Source organism: Rhabdochlamydiaceae symbiont of Dictyostelium giganteum, from assembly GCF_964291045.1.
GTDB lineage: Bacteria > Chlamydiota > Chlamydiia > Chlamydiales > Rhabdochlamydiaceae > PALSA-1444.
In genome coordinates this window covers 502,112-521,689 of the sequence record NZ_OZ197277.1, presented here as the reverse complement: position 1 = coordinate 521,689, position 19,578 = coordinate 502,112, and the positions used below count along the sequence as shown (strand labels likewise).

At 39.5% G+C, this 19,578-nt stretch carries 14 protein-coding genes; 10 read left to right on the top strand and 4 right to left on the bottom strand.

What is annotated here, in order from left to right; all coding sequences use genetic code 11:
• Nucleotides 1-69: 69 nt before the first annotated feature.
• The 7 genes from nusA to ACI7T6_RS01750 are packed head-to-tail and all read left to right on the top strand — an operon-like array spanning nt 70 to nt 9,343.
• A complete protein-coding gene (nusA, locus tag ACI7T6_RS01780) occupies nt 70-1,353 on the top strand; it encodes a transcription termination factor NusA (protein WP_404665882.1) in 1,284 nt (427 codons plus the stop codon).
• Nucleotides 1,346-4,510, top strand: a complete 3,165-nt coding sequence (infB, locus tag ACI7T6_RS01775; RefSeq protein ID WP_404665881.1) for a translation initiation factor IF-2 — start codon at nt 1,346-1,348, stop codon at nt 4,508-4,510. Before nusA ends, infB begins: the two co-directional genes overlap by 8 nt.
• 2 nt (nt 4,511-4,512) lie before the next feature.
• Nucleotides 4,513-4,896: a 30S ribosome-binding factor RbfA gene (gene rbfA, locus ACI7T6_RS01770; RefSeq protein ID WP_404665880.1), complete on the top strand. Its 384-nt coding sequence runs from the start codon at nt 4,513-4,515 to the stop codon at nt 4,894-4,896.
• Nucleotides 4,847-5,554, top strand: coding sequence for a tRNA pseudouridine(55) synthase TruB (truB, locus tag ACI7T6_RS01765; protein ID WP_404666121.1), 708 nt, complete (start codon nt 4,847-4,849; stop codon nt 5,552-5,554). Before rbfA ends, truB begins: the two co-directional genes overlap by 50 nt.
• Nucleotides 5,551-5,697 (top strand): hypothetical protein, encoded by a 147-nt coding sequence (locus ACI7T6_RS01760; RefSeq protein WP_404665879.1) that lies wholly within the window; start codon nt 5,551-5,553, stop codon nt 5,695-5,697. Before truB ends, ACI7T6_RS01760 begins: the two co-directional genes overlap by 4 nt.
• Nucleotides 5,694-6,791 carry a redox-regulated ATPase YchF gene (ychF, locus tag ACI7T6_RS01755; RefSeq protein ID WP_404665878.1) on the top strand — a complete coding sequence of 366 codons (1,098 nt, stop codon included), beginning with the start codon at nt 5,694-5,696 and terminating at the stop codon, nt 6,789-6,791. The genes ACI7T6_RS01760 and ychF overlap by 4 nt, the downstream gene beginning before the upstream one ends.
• Nucleotides 6,792-6,811: 20 nt before the next feature.
• Nucleotides 6,812-9,343 carry a THUMP domain-containing protein gene (locus ACI7T6_RS01750; protein ID WP_404665877.1) on the top strand — a complete coding sequence of 844 codons (2,532 nt, stop codon included), beginning with the start codon at nt 6,812-6,814 and terminating at the stop codon, nt 9,341-9,343.
• A 297-nt stretch (nt 9,344-9,640) separates the two neighbouring features.
• Here ACI7T6_RS01750 and ACI7T6_RS01745 read toward each other — a convergent pair whose 3' ends face one another.
• Complete coding sequence (locus tag ACI7T6_RS01745) at nt 9,641-13,897, bottom strand: hypothetical protein (protein ID WP_404665876.1); 4,257 nt, start codon at nt 13,895-13,897, stop codon at nt 9,641-9,643.
• Nucleotides 13,898-14,807: 910 nt separating this feature from the next.
• Between ACI7T6_RS01745 and ACI7T6_RS01740 the strand changes: the two genes are divergently transcribed.
• Both ACI7T6_RS01740 and ACI7T6_RS01735 read left to right on the top strand, forming a co-directional pair.
• Nucleotides 14,808-16,580 carry a hypothetical protein gene (locus ACI7T6_RS01740; RefSeq protein WP_404665875.1) on the top strand — a complete coding sequence of 591 codons (1,773 nt, stop codon included), beginning with the start codon at nt 14,808-14,810 and terminating at the stop codon, nt 16,578-16,580.
• 109 nt (nt 16,581-16,689) lie between these two features.
• Nucleotides 16,690-18,000: an inverse autotransporter beta domain-containing protein gene (locus ACI7T6_RS01735; protein WP_404665874.1), complete on the top strand. Its 1,311-nt coding sequence runs from the start codon at nt 16,690-16,692 to the stop codon at nt 17,998-18,000.
• Between the two features lie 43 nt (nt 18,001-18,043).
• On the opposite strand, the gene ACI7T6_RS01730 is transcribed toward ACI7T6_RS01735, so the two are convergent.
• The 3 genes from ACI7T6_RS01730 to tadA all read right to left on the bottom strand — a co-directional run bounded on the left by ACI7T6_RS01730 (nt 18,044) and on the right by tadA (nt 19,205).
• A complete protein-coding gene (locus ACI7T6_RS01730) occupies nt 18,044-18,442 on the bottom strand; it encodes a peptide chain release factor family protein (protein WP_404665873.1) in 399 nt (132 codons plus the stop codon).
• A gap of 74 nt (nt 18,443-18,516) precedes the next feature.
• Nucleotides 18,517-18,747: a hypothetical protein gene (locus tag ACI7T6_RS01725; RefSeq protein WP_404665872.1), complete on the bottom strand. Its 231-nt coding sequence runs from the start codon at nt 18,745-18,747 to the stop codon at nt 18,517-18,519.
• Complete coding sequence (tadA, locus tag ACI7T6_RS01720) at nt 18,705-19,205, bottom strand: tRNA adenosine(34) deaminase TadA (RefSeq protein ID WP_404665871.1); 501 nt, start codon at nt 19,203-19,205, stop codon at nt 18,705-18,707. Before tadA ends, ACI7T6_RS01725 begins: the two co-directional genes overlap by 43 nt.
• A 103-nt stretch (nt 19,206-19,308) precedes the next feature.
• Here tadA and rpsO point away from each other — a divergent pair, with 103 nt between their 5' ends.
• Nucleotides 19,309-19,578, top strand: coding sequence for a 30S ribosomal protein S15 (rpsO, locus tag ACI7T6_RS01715; RefSeq protein WP_404665870.1), 270 nt, complete (start codon nt 19,309-19,311; stop codon nt 19,576-19,578).

The window sequence follows — 19,578 nt, the reverse complement described above, 5'->3', positions numbered from 1 at the left end:
CGTGTGATACACTATAAAATAACCTTCGCTTTAAGCGAAGGTTATTGCATAATTTAATAAGGTAATAAAATGAATAAAGACTTACTCGCTATTTTTGAATATCTTGAGCGTGAAAAAGGCATTAAACGTGATGTGATTATTGCTGCTATTGAAGAATCGCTGCTTACAGCCGCACGTAAAAGTGTTAAAGGATTAATCAACATTACCGTTCATATCAATCCTAAAAACGGAAATATTGAAGTCTCTGCGCAAAAAGAAGTTGTCGAAAAAGTGACGATTCCTGAAGAAGAAATTTCCCTTCAAGAGGCTAAAGTTCTTTATCCACACGCAGAACTTGGTGAATGGATTGATATCAGCTGCACTCCTCAAGATTTTGGACGGATTGCCGCTCAAACAGCTAAGCAAATTATTGCTCAAAAACTCCGTTCTGCGGAACGTGATGTGATTTATGAAGAATACCGCCATCGCATCAATAAAATTATTTCTGGAACTGTTAAACGGATTGTTCGAGGGGCAACACTGATTATTGACCTTGGAAAAGTAGAAGGGATTCTTCCTGATTGCTTCTACCCTAAAACAGAAAAATACAACGTTGGAGACCGTGTTCAAGCGCTTTTATTTGAAGTGCACGATACAGATAATGGCGGCGCTGAGGTTGTCTTAAGTAGAAGCCATGCCGAATTTGTGAGACAACTCTTTTTACAAGAAGTGCCTGAACTCAAAGATGGCACTGTCAATATTGAGAAAATGGCACGTGATGCAGGTTACAGAACAAAACTTGTGATCTCCTCTTCTGACTCTAAAGTTGACCCTGTAGGAGCTTGTGTGGGAGTCCGGGGAAGCCGTGTAAAAAATATTATTCGAGAGCTAAATAACGAAAAAATTGATATTATTCCTTATTCAGACGACCGTATTCAGCTTTTATTAAGTGCTTTAGCTCCTATTGAACCGCGTAAAATTGAAATCAGTGAAGATGAGTCCACCTTTTTCGTCGTTGTTGATGATGAAAACTACCCAGCTGTGCTGGGGAAACGAGGAATGAACGCGCATTTAAATGGACAACTGATTGAAGCAGAACTCCAGATTCAAAAAGTGAGCGATTACGAGCAGCTAGGATCCATCCAACGTCAGCAACTGGCTTTATCAGAAGATGTTTCTCTTGATGAAACACTTCACATCGAAGGGATGAGCTCTTTGATTATTGAAAGCTTGATTTCTGCAGGATATGATACACCGCGTAAGATCTTAAGTACAACAGCTGCAGAACTTTCCCAAATTCCAGGAATCAGTCTGGATATGGCAATGAAAGTATTAGATGAGATTTATAAGAAAAAAGGGCTAAAACTTGGCTAAAAACCTGAAAATTACAGTAAAAAACGCTCAGCTTGCTGAGGCGCTTAAAAAATTTAACAAAAGCGAACCTACAGAACCCCAAAAAACGGGGGCAAAGCCTGCTCAAGAAGGTTCGCTAGCGCCAGCTATTGATCCAGTGATCCCTGCTGCCCCTCAGCCTAAACCTGAGCCTAAAGTTGTCAAGCCCTTAGCAAATTCTCAACCGCATGCCCAGCTTCTTCCTCCGATTGTTAAAAAGCCAGCTCCTGTAAAAGAGAGTCAAGAGGCTATTAAAGAGGCGCCAGCTCAATCAGTACCCACTCAACCTGTATTAGGACCTAAGTATACAGAGGCAAATCCTCGTCCTTTAGGACCTAAATTTTCTACGCCTCAAAGAGGCTTCTCAAAAGAGCCATCAGATGTGGATGGAAATACTTACTCTTCAGAAGAAAGACCCAGATACTCAAAACCTGCCTATACTCCAAGACAAGATCAAAGCTCTTCTTCAGGAAGACAGACTCACCCTTCTTCTTATCAGCCAAGACAAGGAAACGTCTCTTCAGATAGAGTAAGATCTTCTTCTTACACTCCGCGTCAACCCTCTTCTTATACGCCAAGATCTGAGCAGAGCTCTTCTGATGCATCAAGACCTGCAAATGGACCCTACATTCCAAGACAAAGCGGACACTCTTCTGATAGCTCAAGACCCTCTCACCCTTCTTCTTATCAGCAAAGACAAGGAAACGCTCCTTCAGATAGACCAAGACCTGCCTATACTCCAAGAACGGGGGGCTATTCTTCTGATGGCCCAAAAACCGGCGGATATTCTTCTGATAGGCCAAGACAAAGTGGGTACTCTTCAGATAGCCCAAGATCTGCAAATCCAGCTTACCCTCCAAGGCAAAGTGGCTACTCATCAGATGCTGCAAGACCTCCTTATACTCCAAGAACAAGTGGCTACTCTTCTGATAGACCAAGAGCTCCTTACACGCCAAGGACAGGAGGATACTCTTCAGGAGCTTCAGGGCCTAGATTTGGACAAGGAACGAGTCAAAGACCCTACACTCCAAGATCTAATGCTCCGTCATCAGGATTTACGCCAAGACCTGGAATGGGATCTGGATCTCCTGTTCGAAGAGGCCCTTACACACCTGGCGCTCCTCGGTTTGGACTTACCCCCATTCCTAAAAATCTTCCCACTTCAAGACCTCCTCGGATTGACGATCCTAAGCACAAAACTTTATTAAAAGATAAAGATAAGGCGAACAAAAAACCAGAACTTGAAAGAGGATTTGATTCTAGAGATCGGCAAGGTCTTCGAGATGAGAATGATGAGGGATGGAGACGCCGTAAAGGACGGTCATTTAAATCCCGTTATTTAGATGCAGAAGAAGTCATTAGACCAAAACACCTCTCAATCCGGCTTCCAATCAGCATTAAAGATCTCGCTTCTGAGATGAAGTTAAAAGCGTCACAGCTACTATCCAATCTCTTTATGAAAGGGGTTGTTTTGACTTTAAACGACTACTTAGATGATGAAACAACCATTCAACTTCTCGGAAGTGATTTTGAGTGTGATATCACCATTGATACTTCTGAAGAAAAACGGCTACAGATTACAGATCAAACCATTAAGCAAGAGATTGCACAAACCCCTGATGAAGAGCTCATCTATAGAAGTCCTGTTGTCACCTTTATGGGACACGTTGACCACGGTAAAACAAGCTTAATTGATGCGATCCGTAAAACAAACGTTGTTGCTCATGAAGCTGGAGCTATTACTCAGCACATTGGAGCCTTTAAGTGCCATACGAGTCAAGGAGATCTCACGATCTTAGATACTCCAGGCCACGAAGCGTTTTCTGCAATGCGCTCTAGAGGAACAGAAGTAACTGACATTGTCGTTCTTGTGATTGCAGGAGATGAAGGGATTAAAACACAAACGGTTGAGGCCATTGAACAAGCACAGCTTGCAAATGTTCCCATTGTTGTAGCGATTAACAAGTGCGATAAGCCAAGCTTTGATCCAGAGACAATCTACCGGCAGCTTGCAGAAAAAAATCTCCTTCCTGAAGCTTGGGGCGGTCAAACCATTACAATTAACTGCTCTGCAGTGACAGGTGAAGGTATTATTACTCTATTAGAAATGCTCGCTCTTCAAGCTGAGATTCTTGAGCTAAAAGCCAACCCTAATACACGGGCTAGAGGCTCTGTCATTGAATCTGAAATGCATAAAGGGCTGGGATCTGTGACAACCGTTCTTGTTCAAAACGGAACGCTCCATATTGGAGATGCGATTGTTTTTGCAGATCATTGGGGAAGAGTCAAAACCATGCATAATGAACACGATCAGCTCATTGAAAGTGCTCCTCCTTCTACCCCTGTCAAAATTACAGGTCTTTCTGGACTTCCAGAAGCTGGCAGTGATTTTATTGTGGTTAAGAATGAAAAAGAAGCACGAGAAGTTTCAGAAAAACGGGCGATCCAGAAAAAGCATACAGCTCTTCAAGCAAAACGGGGCGGATTAGAAAATCTTCTGTCTCAACAGATCCAAAAACAAGAGAAGAAAGTTCTTCCTCTCATGTTAAGAGCAGACGTTCAAGGTTCTTTAGAAGCGCTTAAGCACTCTTTAATGAAAATCGTCTCTTCTAAAGTGGAAGTAAATATTGTATCTGCAGCAGTCGGTGAAATATCAGAATCTGATATTCAACTCGCCTCAGCCATGAAATGTACAATACTAGGCTTTCACACCCCTATTGAATCGCATGCAGAGCCTTTAATTAAGGCGCTTGGAGTTCAAGTGAAGCTGCACGATATTATTTATCATGCAGTCGATGATGTAAAAGAGCTCATGATTGGACTCTTAGATAAAGTGGCTCAAGAAAATGCAATTGGTCAAGCAGTAATTAAAGCTGTCTTTAAATCTTCACAGATTGGAAACATTGCAGGTAGCCAAGTTTCTGAAGGGACTATCAAACGGGGTTGCCAAGTGAAACTGATGCGTAATCAGCAGATGATCTGGCAAGGCACTTTAGCATCTCTTAAAAAGGTGAAAGAAGATGTGAAAGAAATGTCTAAAGGGCATGAATGTGGAATCTTATTGCAAGGCTTTAACGATTTCAAAGAAGGCGATATCCTTGAGGCTTATGAAATTACCTACTTTACACCGGATCTTTAAACATGATTGATCGTATTGACCGTCTAAATTCTCTTCTTAAACAAGTGATTGCTGAAGTGATCATGAGAGATGTCCGCAATCCTAAGGTGAGCCGTTTAGTCACTGTAAAAAAGGTTGATGTTGCAAGAGATTTACGCCAAGCAAGGGTGTATATTAGTCTTTTAGGCACGCCAGAAGAAAAAAAACAGACATTAAGAGCCCTGCAATCTGCTGCAGGGTTTATTTCTTCTTTAGCTGCTGAACAAATTGTGATCCGTAATTTCCCCTCTCTCAGATTTTATATTGATGATACGATCGAGCATGAAATGCGTGTCCATGAACTCTTACAAAAAATTAATGAAGAACAAACTCACCGAGCCCCTGAAACTGACCGATTTGACGCTTAATCCTCTTCTAAAAGGGCTTTTACTTGTCGATAAACCAACAAGAAAAACCTCTTTTAGCTTGGTTTCTGCTTTAAGAAAAAAAACGGGTGTGCAAAAGATTGGCCATACAGGAACCTTAGACCCTTTTGCAACAGGGCTGATGATCCTTTTAATTGGGAAAGAATTTACAACGCTTTCAGATCAGCTTCTTGCCCAAGAAAAAGAGTATGAAGCGACGTTAACCTTAGGTGTTTCAACAGACTCTTATGATAGAGATGGCGCTGTCACTTCCCTTTCAGATGTCATCCCCTCATTAGAGAGAGTTCAAGAAATGCTCTTACAATTTCAAGGGACCATTCAGCAAACACCGCCGATGTTTTCTGCAAAAAAGGTTCAAGGGAAAAGGCTCTACCGGCTAGCTAGGCAAGGGATTGAAATTAAAAGACCTGCCTCTTTTGTCACGGTTAAAACAGTATTCCTAGAGTATAACTACCCTCACCTCTCTTTGCATATTACCTGTTCTAAAGGAACCTACATTAGATCTATTGCTCACGATTTAGGGCAGTTATTAGGATGCGGAGCTCATTTACTTGAGCTGAGAAGGTTAAGATGCGGAGAGTTTCATATTATAGATAGCGTGAGAGGAGAGCTTTTGTATCCTCCAGGTTCTTTTGAATGACCTATGACCCCCTCTTAACTTTACACATAGGGTCTAACTTATCGGTCTTTGATGGCAAAAAAATGGCTATTGATGACACCCCTTATCAACACAATCAACGATGGTGGTGGCAAAAACCCCATCTAAAAGGAATGCATTCATGACAGGTCTTTCTTGTGGAATTGTAGGACTGCCTAACGTAGGGAAATCGACCCTCTTTAACGCGCTTACTAAAAAAATGGCTGCAGCTGCTGCTAACTACCCCTTTTGTACAATCGATCCCAATATTGGAGTTGTCGAAGTAGACGACTGCCGTCTTCAAGAACTCTCTAAGATTTCTTCGAGTAAAAAAATCATACCCGCTTCTGTCACCTTTGTCGATATTGCAGGTCTTGTGAAAGGAGCATCTGTTGGAGAGGGGCTGGGTAACCAATTTCTCACCAACATCCGGGAAACCGATGCGATTGTTCAAGTGGTCAGATGCTTTGAAGATCCTGATGTGATTCACGTTGCAGGCAATGTTAATCCCCTCTTAGATATTGAAGTGATTAATATGGAGCTCATTTTATCTGACATTCAAATGATTGATAATATTTTGCCCAAGCTTGAAAAGCAGATGAAGGTCAAAAAAGAACTCATCGATGTGCATGCAACTCTGCAAAAGGCTCTTATCCACCTGAATAATAACCTTCCTCTTAGAGCTTTTAAAGGGACAGAAGAAGAGATTAAACATATTCACACGTATGCCTTTTTAACCTCGAAAAAGATTGTGTATGTGGCAAACGTGGATGAAACCTCTCTTCCTTCGATGGAAAATGATCTTGTCCGTGCTGTGCAAAAGTATGCAGAGCAAGATGGGGCAAGTGTGATCCCTATTTGCGCAAAACTTGAAGAAGAGCTCTCTCAGTTATCTCCTGTAGATGCAGAAGAGTATCTGCTTTCTTTAGGGATTAAAGAAACAGGGCTTACAAGACTGATTCGTTCAGCATTTTCTACACTAGGACTGATCACCTACATCACAACAGGTGAAATTGAAACAAGAGCTTGGCCGATTTTAAAAGGGATGACAGCGCAAGAAGCTGCAGGCAAAATCCACTCGGATATCCAAAAAGGATTTATCCGAGCTGAAGTGGTTTCTTTTACTGATATGGTCACCTATCAAGGGCGCGTTAACGCAAGAGAAGCTGGAAAAGCAAGAGCTGAAGGAAAAGAGTATATCGTTCAAGACGGCGATGTGATTCTTTTTTATCATAATTAACCTTAAATTTTACTGGATCTATGCATTTATTTATTTCATGTCCACCAAGACTTGAAGCGCTTCTTACAGAAGAGCTTAACAGCTTAAATATCGAAGCTAGAGTTTGGCCAAGAGGCGCATCGGCTCCCCTTTCCATGGAAAACGTCTACCGTATTAATATGGAAAGCCATCTTGCAACACGTGTATTATGGCCTTTAAAAAGCTTTACCTGCACAGACCGTGAGACGCTTTATGAAGAAGCGCTCTCAATTGAATGGGACGAGTGGCTAACTCCTGAGACCACCTTTGCTGTAGATGCGAATGTGACAGATAATGAAGGGTTTCGTCATAGCCACTTTGCAGCGCTTGTTGTGAAAGATGCCATTTGTGACTACTTTAGAGATAAAGTAGGAGAGCGCCCCTCTGTTGATTTACAAGATCCAGCTGTTCAATTTAATCTCTTTATCTTTAAAGATAAAGCTACCATTAGTTTTGATACCTCTGGCGCCCCTCTTTTTAAACGCGGCTATAGAGCAGCCTCTGTTCAAGCTCCTCTTCAAGAGACACTAGCTGCCTCTCTTTTAAAGATGAGCCGTTATACAGCAGATGACATCTTATGTGATCCTTATTGCGGATCAGGAACTATTCTTTGGGAAGCAAGCTTAATGGCCACACATACGCCAGCTGGCTATTTCCGTAAATCGTGGGGCTTTTTTAAACACCCTCTCTTTTCTCAAGCAGCTTGGGATGCATATCTCCTCTCTCTTGAAGCAAAAAGAGTCCCTTTAAAACCTTTTTCTATCTTTGGAAGTGACCGTGATCTTAAAACAGTTGAAGTGTGCCGTTCTACACAGCGGGCCACAAATCTTGCTGCAGATTTTCAACATAGTGATATCCGTTTCCTCAGACTCCCTGTGATCCCAACTTTGGTTGTAACTAATCCTCCTTACGGAGTTAGAATGCAATCCAATACAGATCCTTATATAGCCTTAGCACGTTTCTTAGAAACAACGTGTCAAGGACAGGCTCATGCAGCGATCTTGAGCCCTCTTAGAAAGCTTCCGGGAAAATTCCCAGGAAGATTTACTCAACCTGTTCCTATTGTAAATGGTGGTATGGATATTTTTGTTCACTTACTTGAAGCCGGCGGCACTTCAGCCTCCTACGCTCGAAACACACAAGAAGAGTCACCACAATCAGAAGAGCATTCTTCTGATGCTGACTCTTACACATCATCTTCTCATGAAGATGCATTGAATGATCAAACTGAGCAATCAGATGATGTTCAATTAGAGCAATCTTCTACTTCAAAAGAAGACTCTTTAGCTCATGAATCTACTGATCAATCAGAACACTCTTCTGATGTACAAGATGACTCTTTAGCGCATCTATTAGATGATGACTCTGATGATGACTTTGATACAGATGAATCCGATGATTCTGATGATGATGAATCTGATGATGATCAGCCAGCTGTTTCAAAAGCTGCCCCTTCAGGTAACCGTCCTGCTAGACGTTTTGGTGACAAATCATTTGCTCCAAGAGATCGCTCTTCTAATGATAGACCACGCCGTCCTTTCGGAGATCGTCCTGAAAGATCGTTTGGTCAAAGAGATAACTCTTCTAATGACCGTCCTCGCCGTCCTTTTGGAGACAGACCTGAAAGATCGTTTGGTCAAAGAGATAACTCTTCTAATGATCGTCCTCGCCGTCCTTTTGGAGATAGACCTGAAAGATCGTTTGGTCAAAGAGATAGCTCTTCTGGTGACAGACCAAGTCGTCCTTTTGGGGATAGACCTGAAAGATCATTTGGGCAAAGAGATAGCTCTTCTGGTGACAGGCCACGCCGTCCTTTTGGAGATAGACCTGAAAGATCATTTGGTCAAAGAGATAGCTCTTCTGGAGATCGTCCTCGCCGTCCTTTTGGAGATCGTCCTGAGAGATCATTTGGACAAAGAGATAGCTCTTCTGGAGATCGTCCTCGCCGTCCTTTTGGAGATAGACCTGAGAGATCATTTGATCAAAGAGATAACTCTTCTAATGATCGTCCTCGCCGTCCTTTTGGAGATAGACCTGAGAGATCATTTGGGCAAAGAGATAGCTCTTCTGGTGACAGGCCACGCCGTCCTTTTGGAGATAGACCTGAAAGATCATTTGGTCAAAGAGATAGCTCTTCTGGAGATCGTCCTCGCCGTCCTTTTGGAGATCGTCCTGAGAGATCATTTGGACAAAGAGACAGCTCTTCTGGAGATAGACCACGTCGTTCTTTCGGAGATAGACCTGAAAGATCATTTGGGCAAAGAGATAGCTCTTTTGGTGATAGACCGCGCCGTCCTTTTGGAGACAGACCTGAGAGATCATTTGGTCAAAGAGATAACTCTTCTGGTGATCGTCCTCGTCGTCCTTTCGGAGATAGACCTGAAAGATCATTTGGTCAAAGAGATAACTCTTTTGGTGATCGTCCTCGTCGTTCTTTTGGAGATAGACCTGAAAGATCATTTAACCAAAGAGATAACTCTTCTGGAGATAGACCACGCCGTCCTTTTGGAGATAAGCCAAGAAGACAAGACTAATCTCTTGCTAATAGCTTAAGTTCCTTTCAATGGCCTCTTTTATTTTTAAATAGATGAGGTCATTGAATTTTTTTACAACAATTTCTTTAAAAAATTATATGAGCCTTCTTAGCTCATGTCTCTTTGTTTAAATACTTTTCTGCTTGGCATTAATTTAATCTGTTAGTCAAGGTATACCCTTGCTCTAGTCACTATTTTTTCACAGCTCATCACAAACTTGGTTATCATAAGACATAAAAAAATGGGGATAAAAAGAGATGATCATCTCCTTTTATCCCCTATATTATTTTACTTAAATCAAGTTGAAGAAAAATTGAGATCTTTCTTCCACTCTGATTCTAAATGATGAATATTTTGATCATAAAGTACCTTGAACTCCTCACATGCAGTTACAAGGCTCTCTTTATTTTCAGATAATATCTTTTTATGAGATATTAAATTAGAAAATTCCCGGAGAAGCTTAGCAGTTTCTCCTTGACTCTTCACAATGATTGCAAAATTTCTCTTCTCTTTTTCCTTCATCCTGATATTGTTCTCAATATCTTCTATTTCATGTTGAATATGACTCATTTCTATTTCAATGGCTTTAGAACTCTCTTCACGTTCTCTTTCTTGAATTTTTGACTCTAGTTCTTCTTGCTTAGCTCTTTGAATTTCTTCAATTGAGCTTGTAATGACATTCTTAGCACGTGCCTTCTCCTGACTTAAGGTTTGCTCTTCTTTTTCTAAAATAGTAATTTGAGTAATTAGATGATCTTTCTTATCAATCATCCCTCTGGCTCCTATCATAAATAAATTGATGCCTCGAGCTTTATTTCCATGTAATACTTTTTGCTTTTCCTCAATCTCTCGAGTTAAGGCCCCTATCTCACTCTCTTTATTTGTAATCGCAGCTTCATGAAAATCGGCATTTGGAATAGTATGCGTAATTTTAATCCACGGTAGAGTTATTCCATCCCACTCTGTCTTAAAGCTATAGATCATTTTTTTTCCATCGGGAGACACTCTTCGCCCTAAATCTATACTAAACTTATTTCCTTCAACAACCGCTGTAAATTTGCCTCCACTTGCTGTTAAAGAGCTCCCAACAGGGGCTAATGCCTTCATAAAATCAGCTTGCATAGATGCATCTTTAGGAACTACACGGTACTCTTTTTCAATTAATGCAATTTCACCCATTCTTCCTCTATAATCAGTGGTATTTGTCACAGGATATTCTGTCACTTCTCCTGGTAAAGAATGCCGTATCTCATTAAAAGCTCTTTGTTTTACAGCTTCGCTGACATAAGAAACTAGATTCAATGTTTGGCCCCAGACATAGGAAGTTTCCCATAATGCCTTTGTAATAGACCCGTGTGATAAGTTCACAATCTCTTTTTGTAATACTTCTACCTGATATTTTTTTGCAGCAATTAAAGATTCAACATGGTTAATTTCTTTTTTAATTCCCTCTAACTCTTCTTGTTTAGTTATAAGGTTTTGAGCAACCTTTGCGTGCTGGCCTTCAATTTGTAACGCATTTTGATCATTAATGAGCTGAAGTTTTGATTCCAGCTCTTCTTGTAGCATAGAATCTTCTAAAGAAGAGCCATTCTCTTTAGCTGTCTCTAATTGATCAATTAAATGCGCAAGTTTTTTTTCCATTTCTATCAGTTGATGAATTCTGATTCCTCTTTCTTTTTTCGCCTCCTCTAAAAGGGTAACTTTCTCTTCTTTCATATAAAGTTCTTCATGAAATTTTTGAATCACTCCAGGAAGGGTATTAAGATACGGCTTAAGAATCAAATGAGTCCATGTATGTGTGGACATTTCGATATATTTTCCCATTTTCATCTGCATATCTTGACTTTGCATCGCCTTGACATACCGCCCTTTATCAACTTGAGCAGTTGGAGCTGTGGTATATTTATGGAGTAATTGATCTCTCTCAAACGTATCTTCTACATCGAGAAGATCAATCTGCCCCTTGTCATGCATGAGCCTTAATGCATGCCAAATATCTTTTCTCCGCTGAATACTTTTTAATTCAAATTCATCAACACAGCCCCCTGCTTGACTCTCTTTCATTAAACTATCCAGCCTTTTATCTGACTCATTCCAAAGCTCTTTAATCCGGTTGCCATTCCGGATATTTTTAACAACTTCCTCTCCGACTTGATTTTTTTTTGTAATCAATAAGAAAAAATTAGAATTAATCTTGGCTTTTGCGGGGTCAAAAGCATCTGTAAATTTTTCTCGAATCGTTTCAACAAGCTCAATGAGCGCGTTGGCTCTATCCACTAAAAATGCATGGATAGGCACTGTAATGACAATGGATCTAACCGATTTTGATTGATCAATGGCTTGATCAATGCTTAGGTTTGTGCAAAGCTCAAAGTCCCCCCCCCTTGTATCATTAAATCCAGGACAATCCCCTAAGACATAATCTCTATTTTTTGCAGGATATCCCTTGGCATAGAGTGTTTCTGATTCTCCTAGTGACTGCCCAATGGTTGGATAATCCATGAGTGGTTCATCTTCCTCTTGGCTCTCTTTGATCCGAATGACTTCATCTCCAACATGATTAATAAACACTTCCATTTCTGCGCCAAGAAAGTAACTAATGGCTGCGCTCTTACCGGCTCCTGTATTTCCTAAGAAGAAAACGACATTTTGATCTTTGATCTTATCTAGGTGTTTATACGCATCTTTCAGGAGTTTCATGGTCTTAGAAACAACTACACTTTGGTTTTTATCAACAAGAAGTGCGTAGTTGGCTTCTTTAACGACTCTTTTTAAAATTTTTTCAGGAGAGCATTGAATACTTAGGTGTTTACTATACTGCTTAGACATATCATTTAAAAACTCATTAAGATCTGGCCTTTGAGAAGCGAGATCTTGCATCCCTTTCTCTCCAATAGTTTTCATCTGATGACTGACCAGGTGATCCAGTAAAAGGTTCAGCAGTTGCAACCCTTCGGGTTTAAGAAATTCTGCCCGGATGACATCTTGTTGCTTTTTAATAGCTTCTAAATGGGCCAGCTTAATTTTATTTTCATCCCGCTCATCTTTAATAATAATTTGATCATCAATATTGCTCTCTTTAACACCTAAAATGTGCTTTACTTGAGAGCGAATAGCTGTATGGGTTGCGTTAAAATAGGCAGTAGGTACGGATTTTTTCCATAATTGACTGAAACGTCCATCTTTTGTTCCATAAATCAAAATGCCGTGATCATATCTCATCTGATCTTTTACATGATAATAGCTACGAAGGGTGTATATGAGTTCACGACTTGCTGTATCTAAGAGTTGCACTTCCACATAAGGATCTTTCCCAAGACTTGAAGGAAATTCCTGAATATTTGCAATTGTATAGTCCCCTGGGCATAGCCACTCTCCCATTTGTCTATCAGAAGCTTGTTCTAATGTGATCATATCTCCTTTTTTGATTGTATGGTTGATAAGTGCCATCCAAAATTTGTATCGATGCTTTTGAGTAATGGTAGTTGTATAATCTTCCTCAATCTGAACCTCTGATCCATCATGCAGTCCAAAAAGCCATCCTCCTGCTGGGGTTTTTCTTGCGGTTAAAATAGTCCCGCTATGCGTTTCTAAAGATTCAGGATCAGTTAGATACAATGTTTTTGGGCAGAAAAATCCTGCAGGCTTACTCCAGTAAGTTCCTAGCCCTTCTTTCTGTAGCGGTTTTTGCTTAATGAGCTGAGAGAGAAGTGAGACAATATTATGGTAATTTGTTTTCTTGATCTCTTTTTCTAGCTCATTTTTATCAATACTATTTTCTTTAAGTATCCCTTCTATTTCTCTTTTAAAAGTGTCAATATTTCCCGAATTAATCAACGCGTGGATTTTTTCAACCGCTTCATTCCCTAACATCTTGATTTGCAAAAGATTGAAAAATAAATTGTATGCATCCCATGTACTGATTTTTTCTTGATATTCAGCTTCTATGATTTGTGTAATATCTTTTTTTACTTTAAGAATATGGTCTTCTTCTTTAGCGAAAGGATGGAAAAGAAAATGAGAAATATCTTCTGAAAACTGCTGTAAATAGCGTCTTGTTTCTTCTGGTAAAGTTAGGGATAAAAGAGAGGAAAATGCCCGCACATTTTCATTAGTATTGCTTGTCAATTCACACTCTTGAAGTTTTTTTAAGATATCCCTTTTTAAATAGGGATTTCTCAAATTCGCTATATGATTTTTGCAACGATCAAATGCAATTTGGTAGTGTCTATAAGAGAGTGAATAAGATATTCTATGTAAATCTTGACACACCTTTTGCCCTTGAAGGTCTGCTCCATCTGCAAGTGTACCTGCCATCTTAAAAATATTTTTCGCTAATTGATCAATCTCCTCAATGAAATTTTTCACGTGAATATTTTGCTGAGGATCTACTGGAAAAGCTTTAAAGGGATTAGATAAATCTGCCGATTGCAGTGTGGCTAGGTAATTGATCACTTTTTTCATTTCCAAGCTCTCTAATGAGGCTTGAAGTTTACCCTCAAGCGTTTGAAGAGCTTGAGTATAGGCTGGGCTTTCAACTGTACGTGACATAAAATCCTCCTGATCTTGATTGATCTCTCTATGTTTTAACTACAAATGCAGGTCCTTGGGTTTAATGCTATAGGGAACTTAAAGCTATCTCTCATGTCTCTATTGCTATCATCACCCCATAGCGTTGATGATTTCTTCACTTTCCTTGTGAAAAAACGAGAGTTTTTTAAAATTTGATCCTGAAAAGTCAGTAGCTTTTTACCTCTATCTTGAATGAAAGAAGATGAATGTCTTGTCAAGTTTAGACTTTCTCTATAAGAGCCTTTAAATAGATAAATTAAGCAGCTTAACTCATAATCTTTGAAGAGAGTAAGTGTTGTCTTTTGGAGAGATTTAGAGTATGCATTTCTCCATCCATAAAGAGCTGGCTGTTTTTGCAGTAAAAACTCTAATTGAGCTTTTTGATTAAAGTTTGGCAAGAAGTAGCCTCCATCCATTACGCTCCACTATTTTCACAATACCGCCTCTTAGTGTGGACCTTAATTTTCTATTTAAAAAGGTCGTTTATACTGAACGCTACTGAAGCTAGAACCTCATCGGATTAGAGGTTTTATTTAAGTAAGATATTTCTCCATTTAACAGATCTTGTAAAGAAAAAAAGAAAATCTCTACTCTGAGTCATGAAAAGTAGTCTCTTGATTTATGTATTCCATTAACGCACTGATTTTCAAAGATTTATCATCAAATTTCCCTTATTTAAATGCGTAATAAAAAGCAAAATTATCCCGATTTTTTCACTTAGTCTTGAGGACCATAATTTGGGTTACAAATGCTTAACTTCTCAATAAACAGTTCATTGATGATGATCATTTATAATTACTTTTTAAAAGAAATAAACTGGACTAAATGCTAAAATCAAGCTATTAGATCTTTATAAAAACATGATTCAAGAAAAAAGCTAGGCTAGGCCATGATTTCCCAAATATTTTCCTCTTTAAGGAGTCACTCTTTTACTTCGCTTTCCCAGATGCATAAAAGACTCTCAACCTGGCAAAAGATATCTCTGATTGCTCTCCCTTTGATTGGTATAGCTCTTTTTCCTATCATAAAAAAACTATTTCAAAAGCCTCCTTCAGTCACTCCTCCCTCAACTTCTCAGCAAAATCTGGTGATAAGTAATGTTAAAAAAGCTTTATCTCAGGTTGAAATAAAAAACCTTCCCTCTTTAATCTATCAAAACTATTTGGCAGTGCAAAAATACTATCCTCAGGCTGATGAACAAACGCTTAGAACTCTAACAACCCTTGTTCTCTTTAAGCAAAGCTACATTGCAGAAGGGTGTTACCCTTATGTTACATGGGAAAGAAGCCGAGATAGATGTTATAACTCTTTAAAGATCTTGTTAAAAAATGGAGAGTCTCTATTTCGTCACGATGCGGTAAATGATCAGCATCATCAAGGAGATTTCCTCTCTTTTAAAAGAGCTCTTCTTGAACTCAGTGATCACGATCTTTCTCAAATCATTGATGTATGCCTCTCCAATCAAGATACGCAGCTTGATGATCATCTCTATCAGATCATAACAGAGCTCTACAGCCTCTCTTTTGCTCTATTTGGTCGTTACCCTATTCCCACTCAAGAGCCGTTCATCTCTATTGAAAAGGTCCTTTATGCCTCTTTAGAGCCTCTTATTCTTAAAAAGCTCATCCACTCTCATGATATTGAAGCGCTCTATGACTCTGATGTTTCTAAAGAACTTTGTAAACAGCTGATTGTATCTCTTCTCTCAACGGCTAGAGTAAGTGGAACTTATCTTCATCTTTTTCATCACCAGCTAGATTTTTCCCCTAGAGCTGACTGTGAACCGCTTAATCTTTCCGAGTTTAAATGGATATCATCACTCACTCCTAATCCCTTAAGTAGTACAAACTATTTAGACGACCCTATGATTACAAATGAACCGCTCCATATCGCAAAATTTTTGCAAGAGTTTCCCGAGCAAGATCTGGAAGACTGCCCTGATTTTGCCCCTTTTGCTAGGTGGATAGAAAAAGAGTATTATTACCCTTTTTGCGCTGCCTTTCTCAAGCAATTAGATACTCTAACACGGCCCAAAAGCGTCACTCCAGAACTCATTTCATCTAGACGATCTTCCATTAAAAATGATCTAGATGGATCGCATTATAGGCTTTTTATTGAAAAAGAATTTCATATTTCTGACCCTTGGATTTTCCCCGGCAATTGCTTTCTAGTAGCGCTATTTCCTGAGCTTGAAAATCAACTCTCCCTAAGGTGTAGTACCATTTTAGATAAACGGAAACAGATCGCAGAATACATCCAAAAAAACGCCTCTACTTATGTTAACTATGTGGAAGTGATCACCGATTTTAACGACCTGACGACTGATAAAAAGCTCTCCTTACAGCTTCTTCACTGGGCAATTGCAGAAGATCATACGTTATCTAACAAGCTAAGTGCGATTTACTCTAGGTGCCAAAGAATTACTCAAGATGCATCAGCTGAGCTAATGGAGCCTGAATATGCTGCGATGTCTGAGCTTCTTCAATCACCTATTTATATTTATAAACAAAATGCAGCAACATTTACCCTTCATGAAAATAAACACGTTAAGCCTTCTGTGATTTACGGGGAAACATTACCCGGCGCCCCTCACTATCTCCTAGACACCTTCAATCATTTTCAGATCTTAAAGCCCAAAAAACTTGGCTCGTTTTTCCTCTAAAAATGCGTATAATCTCTTTTTAGCAAATACTATCTCTTTTTTTAAGGAAAAATATACAATATTTTTAAATCAGTTGTGTTTCTCGTCATAAAAATGGTAGAAGCAATTTATGAAACTGTTATGCCTATGTACAGGCTTTTTCCTCCTCTCTTCTCTTGAATGTTCCTCGTCTTCTACTCTTTCTATGCGGCATAGAGAATCTGAAGGAGTGGGTTATGATACCGGATATTCTACACTTGATTACCTTTTTTCCTATGACAAAGAGCCTCTTACCACATTATGTAATCTAAGAGCGCATCTTTTTAATAACGGCCATACAGCTGGAAATTTAGGCATGGGGCTTAGACACTCTCTTTTTGAAGACTCTTCTCAAATAGGCGTGAATATTTTCTATGATTTTCGGAACTATTCCATCTTTTTTGCTCAGCAACTCTCAGGAGGATTAGAGTGGCTAGGAAAATCTTTTGATCTTCGGTGTAATGGCTATTTACCGTTTGGAAGAAATCAGAAATTTCAAGAGAAATTTTTTGAATCATTTGATGGATATCAAGCTATCATTGAGCAAAGGTTAAGCGCCTCGCTTCCTTCTATTGATGGAGAAATGGGCAAGAGGCTTAGTCAAAAGCTTTATGTCGCAACAGGTGCCTACTATCTCTTTCAAGAAGAGAGCAATGCCATTTACTCAGGCTATGGTATCGGCGTAAAAGCTCGTTTTGATTTAGAGCTCACCTCCTATTGTCATATGGGATCAGAGATCACCTACGATCCTATCTTTCACACCCGTTTAGGGGGGTATCTTAGCTTATCGATTCCTTTAGGAAAAAAACAGGTGCCTTCCAGTGAGAAAATACTTAAGCCCCTTCCCATCTACCGGCAAGAAATCATTCCTATTTACACAGAGAAAAGAACAAAAGTGTCCTTAAATAGTTTACTCGAATCACCTGTGAATTTTCTCTTTGTAAATAACCAAGCGAGAACGGAGAGCAAGGGAACCTTTTCAGCTCCTTTTCATTCCTTAAAAGAGGCTGAAAAACAGTCTCAAGTGGGAGATATTATTTATATCTATCCCGGAGATAAAACAGCGAAAGGAATGGATGAAGGGATCATTTTAAAAGAGAATCAAATGATTGCAAGTGCAGGATCTGCTCTTCATCTTAACGATCTCTACATACCCGCTCAAACACCTCATCAAAAACCGCTACTGACAAATATTCACCCCAATGAACCTATCATTGTCAATCCGGGCTTAAGTGAACTAAAGGGGTTTTCCTTCATCGATTCGTGGAGTTATTTAATGCATAACGATCTTGAGGATACGCAAGATATCCTCTTAGAGGAGCGTACTTCTCCTTCCATATGGGATGATCCAGAGATTAAAGAGTGGATTGATCTCTCTGATATCAAAAGAGATGAAAAGTAGCCTATTTTAAGAGCTTTAACTTCTACTCTCTTTCTACCCCGCTTTAAAGTGAGGGAGAAGCTCTTAAAGACTTCACTTCTCCCCGCATTTTTTTCCCTTCTAGCATTTTTGCCCTTGACTTACGGGACCGTCTTCTTTTTTGCCGCTTTTTCTTTTCTACAAGTTGCTGTAGATCCGTTTTAATTTTGAATACAGCCGTCTCAATTTTTTCCAAGAGAGCTCTACGGGCAAAAAACCTGTTCATATCCCGCGATCTTTCTTTTTGACATTTCACTTCAATGCCGGTGGGTTTATGTTTCAGATAGACACAAGAAGAGGTTTTCTGAAGGTTTTGCCCTCCGCGTCCCTGCCCTAAAATAAACTTCTCGGTGAGATCTTCTTCTTTAATCTGAAGCTTTTCCATTCTTTGATTCAGCTCATCCCATTTTTCTTTACTGATCATGGGTTTTCTTATCCTCTATTTCTCAATTTCATTTCACAGACCCTTATAGTTAAGGGTTTTAGAACTCATGAGTCTCAAAAAACATTTCCCTCTTGTTCTTTTTGATACACCTGATAAGCCATCTTAGCTGTCAGAAGTCCTTCTAAAATCCCTTCATTATGCCGAAAGTATGGGTTGTTTTCTAGCTCAGGGAAATCGTTAGGCTGAAGAAGATCGTCGTCTGTTAAGTGAGGAATTAATGCAAGAGCGCATTCCCGCACTTTTATGTGTTGGAGTTCAATGAGATCTTTAAAGATTTTTTCCATGCTCTTCTCCTTTGAAAAAATAGCTTCATTAAATGGGAAGACTCTTCTCCTAAAACATTTGAGCTCACCTCAACTGTGTGAATGGGGTGCTTTTGTCCTAAAAGAGAAATTAAGCTTCCTCCCGCTCCTTGCCGAAGATCAGGCGCTCCCCACACCACTCTTTTAATTCTGGATGAAATTAAAGCTCCTGCGCACATCGGACAAGGCTCAAGCGTTGTATAAAGTACACAATCCATCAAACGCCAATTTTTTAATACAGAAAATCCCTTTTTTAAACACAGCATTTCTGCATGAGCTGTGGCATCCATTAAACTTTCCACCTGATTTGAAAAAGCTGCAACCACTTGATTTTGAAACACAAGTACAGCTCCAACAGGCACTTCTCCCCTATCAAAACCGTTTTTTGCTTCCTGAATTGCAAGCCTCATATACGCTTCATCACTCTCTTTCACGCCCATATCTCCTATCAAATGAGGATAAAAGAAAGTTGGGATTGATTCAATAAGCCATTTAACGTATAATCGTATGCAGATATTATAATTGCGCGAGGAGAGTTTTCTGATGTCATTAGATAAAGGCACCAAAGAAGAAATCACTAAGAAATTTCAGCTTCATGAAAAAGATACTGGATCCGCCGACGTTCAAATCGCGATTCTGACAGAAAGAATTACGGAACTCACAGATCATCTTAAAACAGCTCCTAAGGATCACGGTTCTCGGTTAGCGCTTTTAAAGCTCGTCGGGCAACGTCGAAAACTTCTAGATTATCTCAATTCGACTGATACAAAGCGATATCAAAATTTGATTACTCGCTTAAATCTGAGAAAATAA

Coding starts and splice junctions, on each gene's coding strand:
- nusA (WP_404665882.1), top strand. CDS start 70: ATGAATAAAGACTTACTCGCTATTTTTGAATATCTTGAGCGTGAAAAA.
- rbfA (WP_404665880.1), top strand. CDS start 4,513: ATGATTGATCGTATTGACCGTCTAAATTCTCTTCTTAAACAAGTGATT.
- truB (WP_404666121.1), top strand. CDS start 4,847: ATGAAGAACAAACTCACCGAGCCCCTGAAACTGACCGATTTGACGCTT.
- ACI7T6_RS01760 (WP_404665879.1), top strand. CDS start 5,551: ATGACCTATGACCCCCTCTTAACTTTACACATAGGGTCTAACTTATCG.
- ychF (WP_404665878.1), top strand. CDS start 5,694: ATGACAGGTCTTTCTTGTGGAATTGTAGGACTGCCTAACGTAGGGAAA.
- ACI7T6_RS01750 (WP_404665877.1), top strand. CDS start 6,812: ATGCATTTATTTATTTCATGTCCACCAAGACTTGAAGCGCTTCTTACA.
- ACI7T6_RS01745 (WP_404665876.1), bottom strand. CDS start 13,897: ATGTCACGTACAGTTGAAAGCCCAGCCTATACTCAAGCTCTTCAAACG.
- ACI7T6_RS01740 (WP_404665875.1), top strand. CDS start 14,808: ATGATTTCCCAAATATTTTCCTCTTTAAGGAGTCACTCTTTTACTTCG.
- ACI7T6_RS01735 (WP_404665874.1), top strand. CDS start 16,690: ATGAAACTGTTATGCCTATGTACAGGCTTTTTCCTCCTCTCTTCTCTT.
- ACI7T6_RS01730 (WP_404665873.1), bottom strand. CDS start 18,442: ATGATCAGTAAAGAAAAATGGGATGAGCTGAATCAAAGAATGGAAAAG.
- ACI7T6_RS01725 (WP_404665872.1), bottom strand. CDS start 18,747: ATGGAAAAAATCTTTAAAGATCTCATTGAACTCCAACACATAAAAGTG.
- tadA (WP_404665871.1), bottom strand. CDS start 19,205: ATGGGCGTGAAAGAGAGTGATGAAGCGTATATGAGGCTTGCAATTCAG.
- rpsO (WP_404665870.1), top strand. CDS start 19,309: ATGTCATTAGATAAAGGCACCAAAGAAGAAATCACTAAGAAATTTCAG.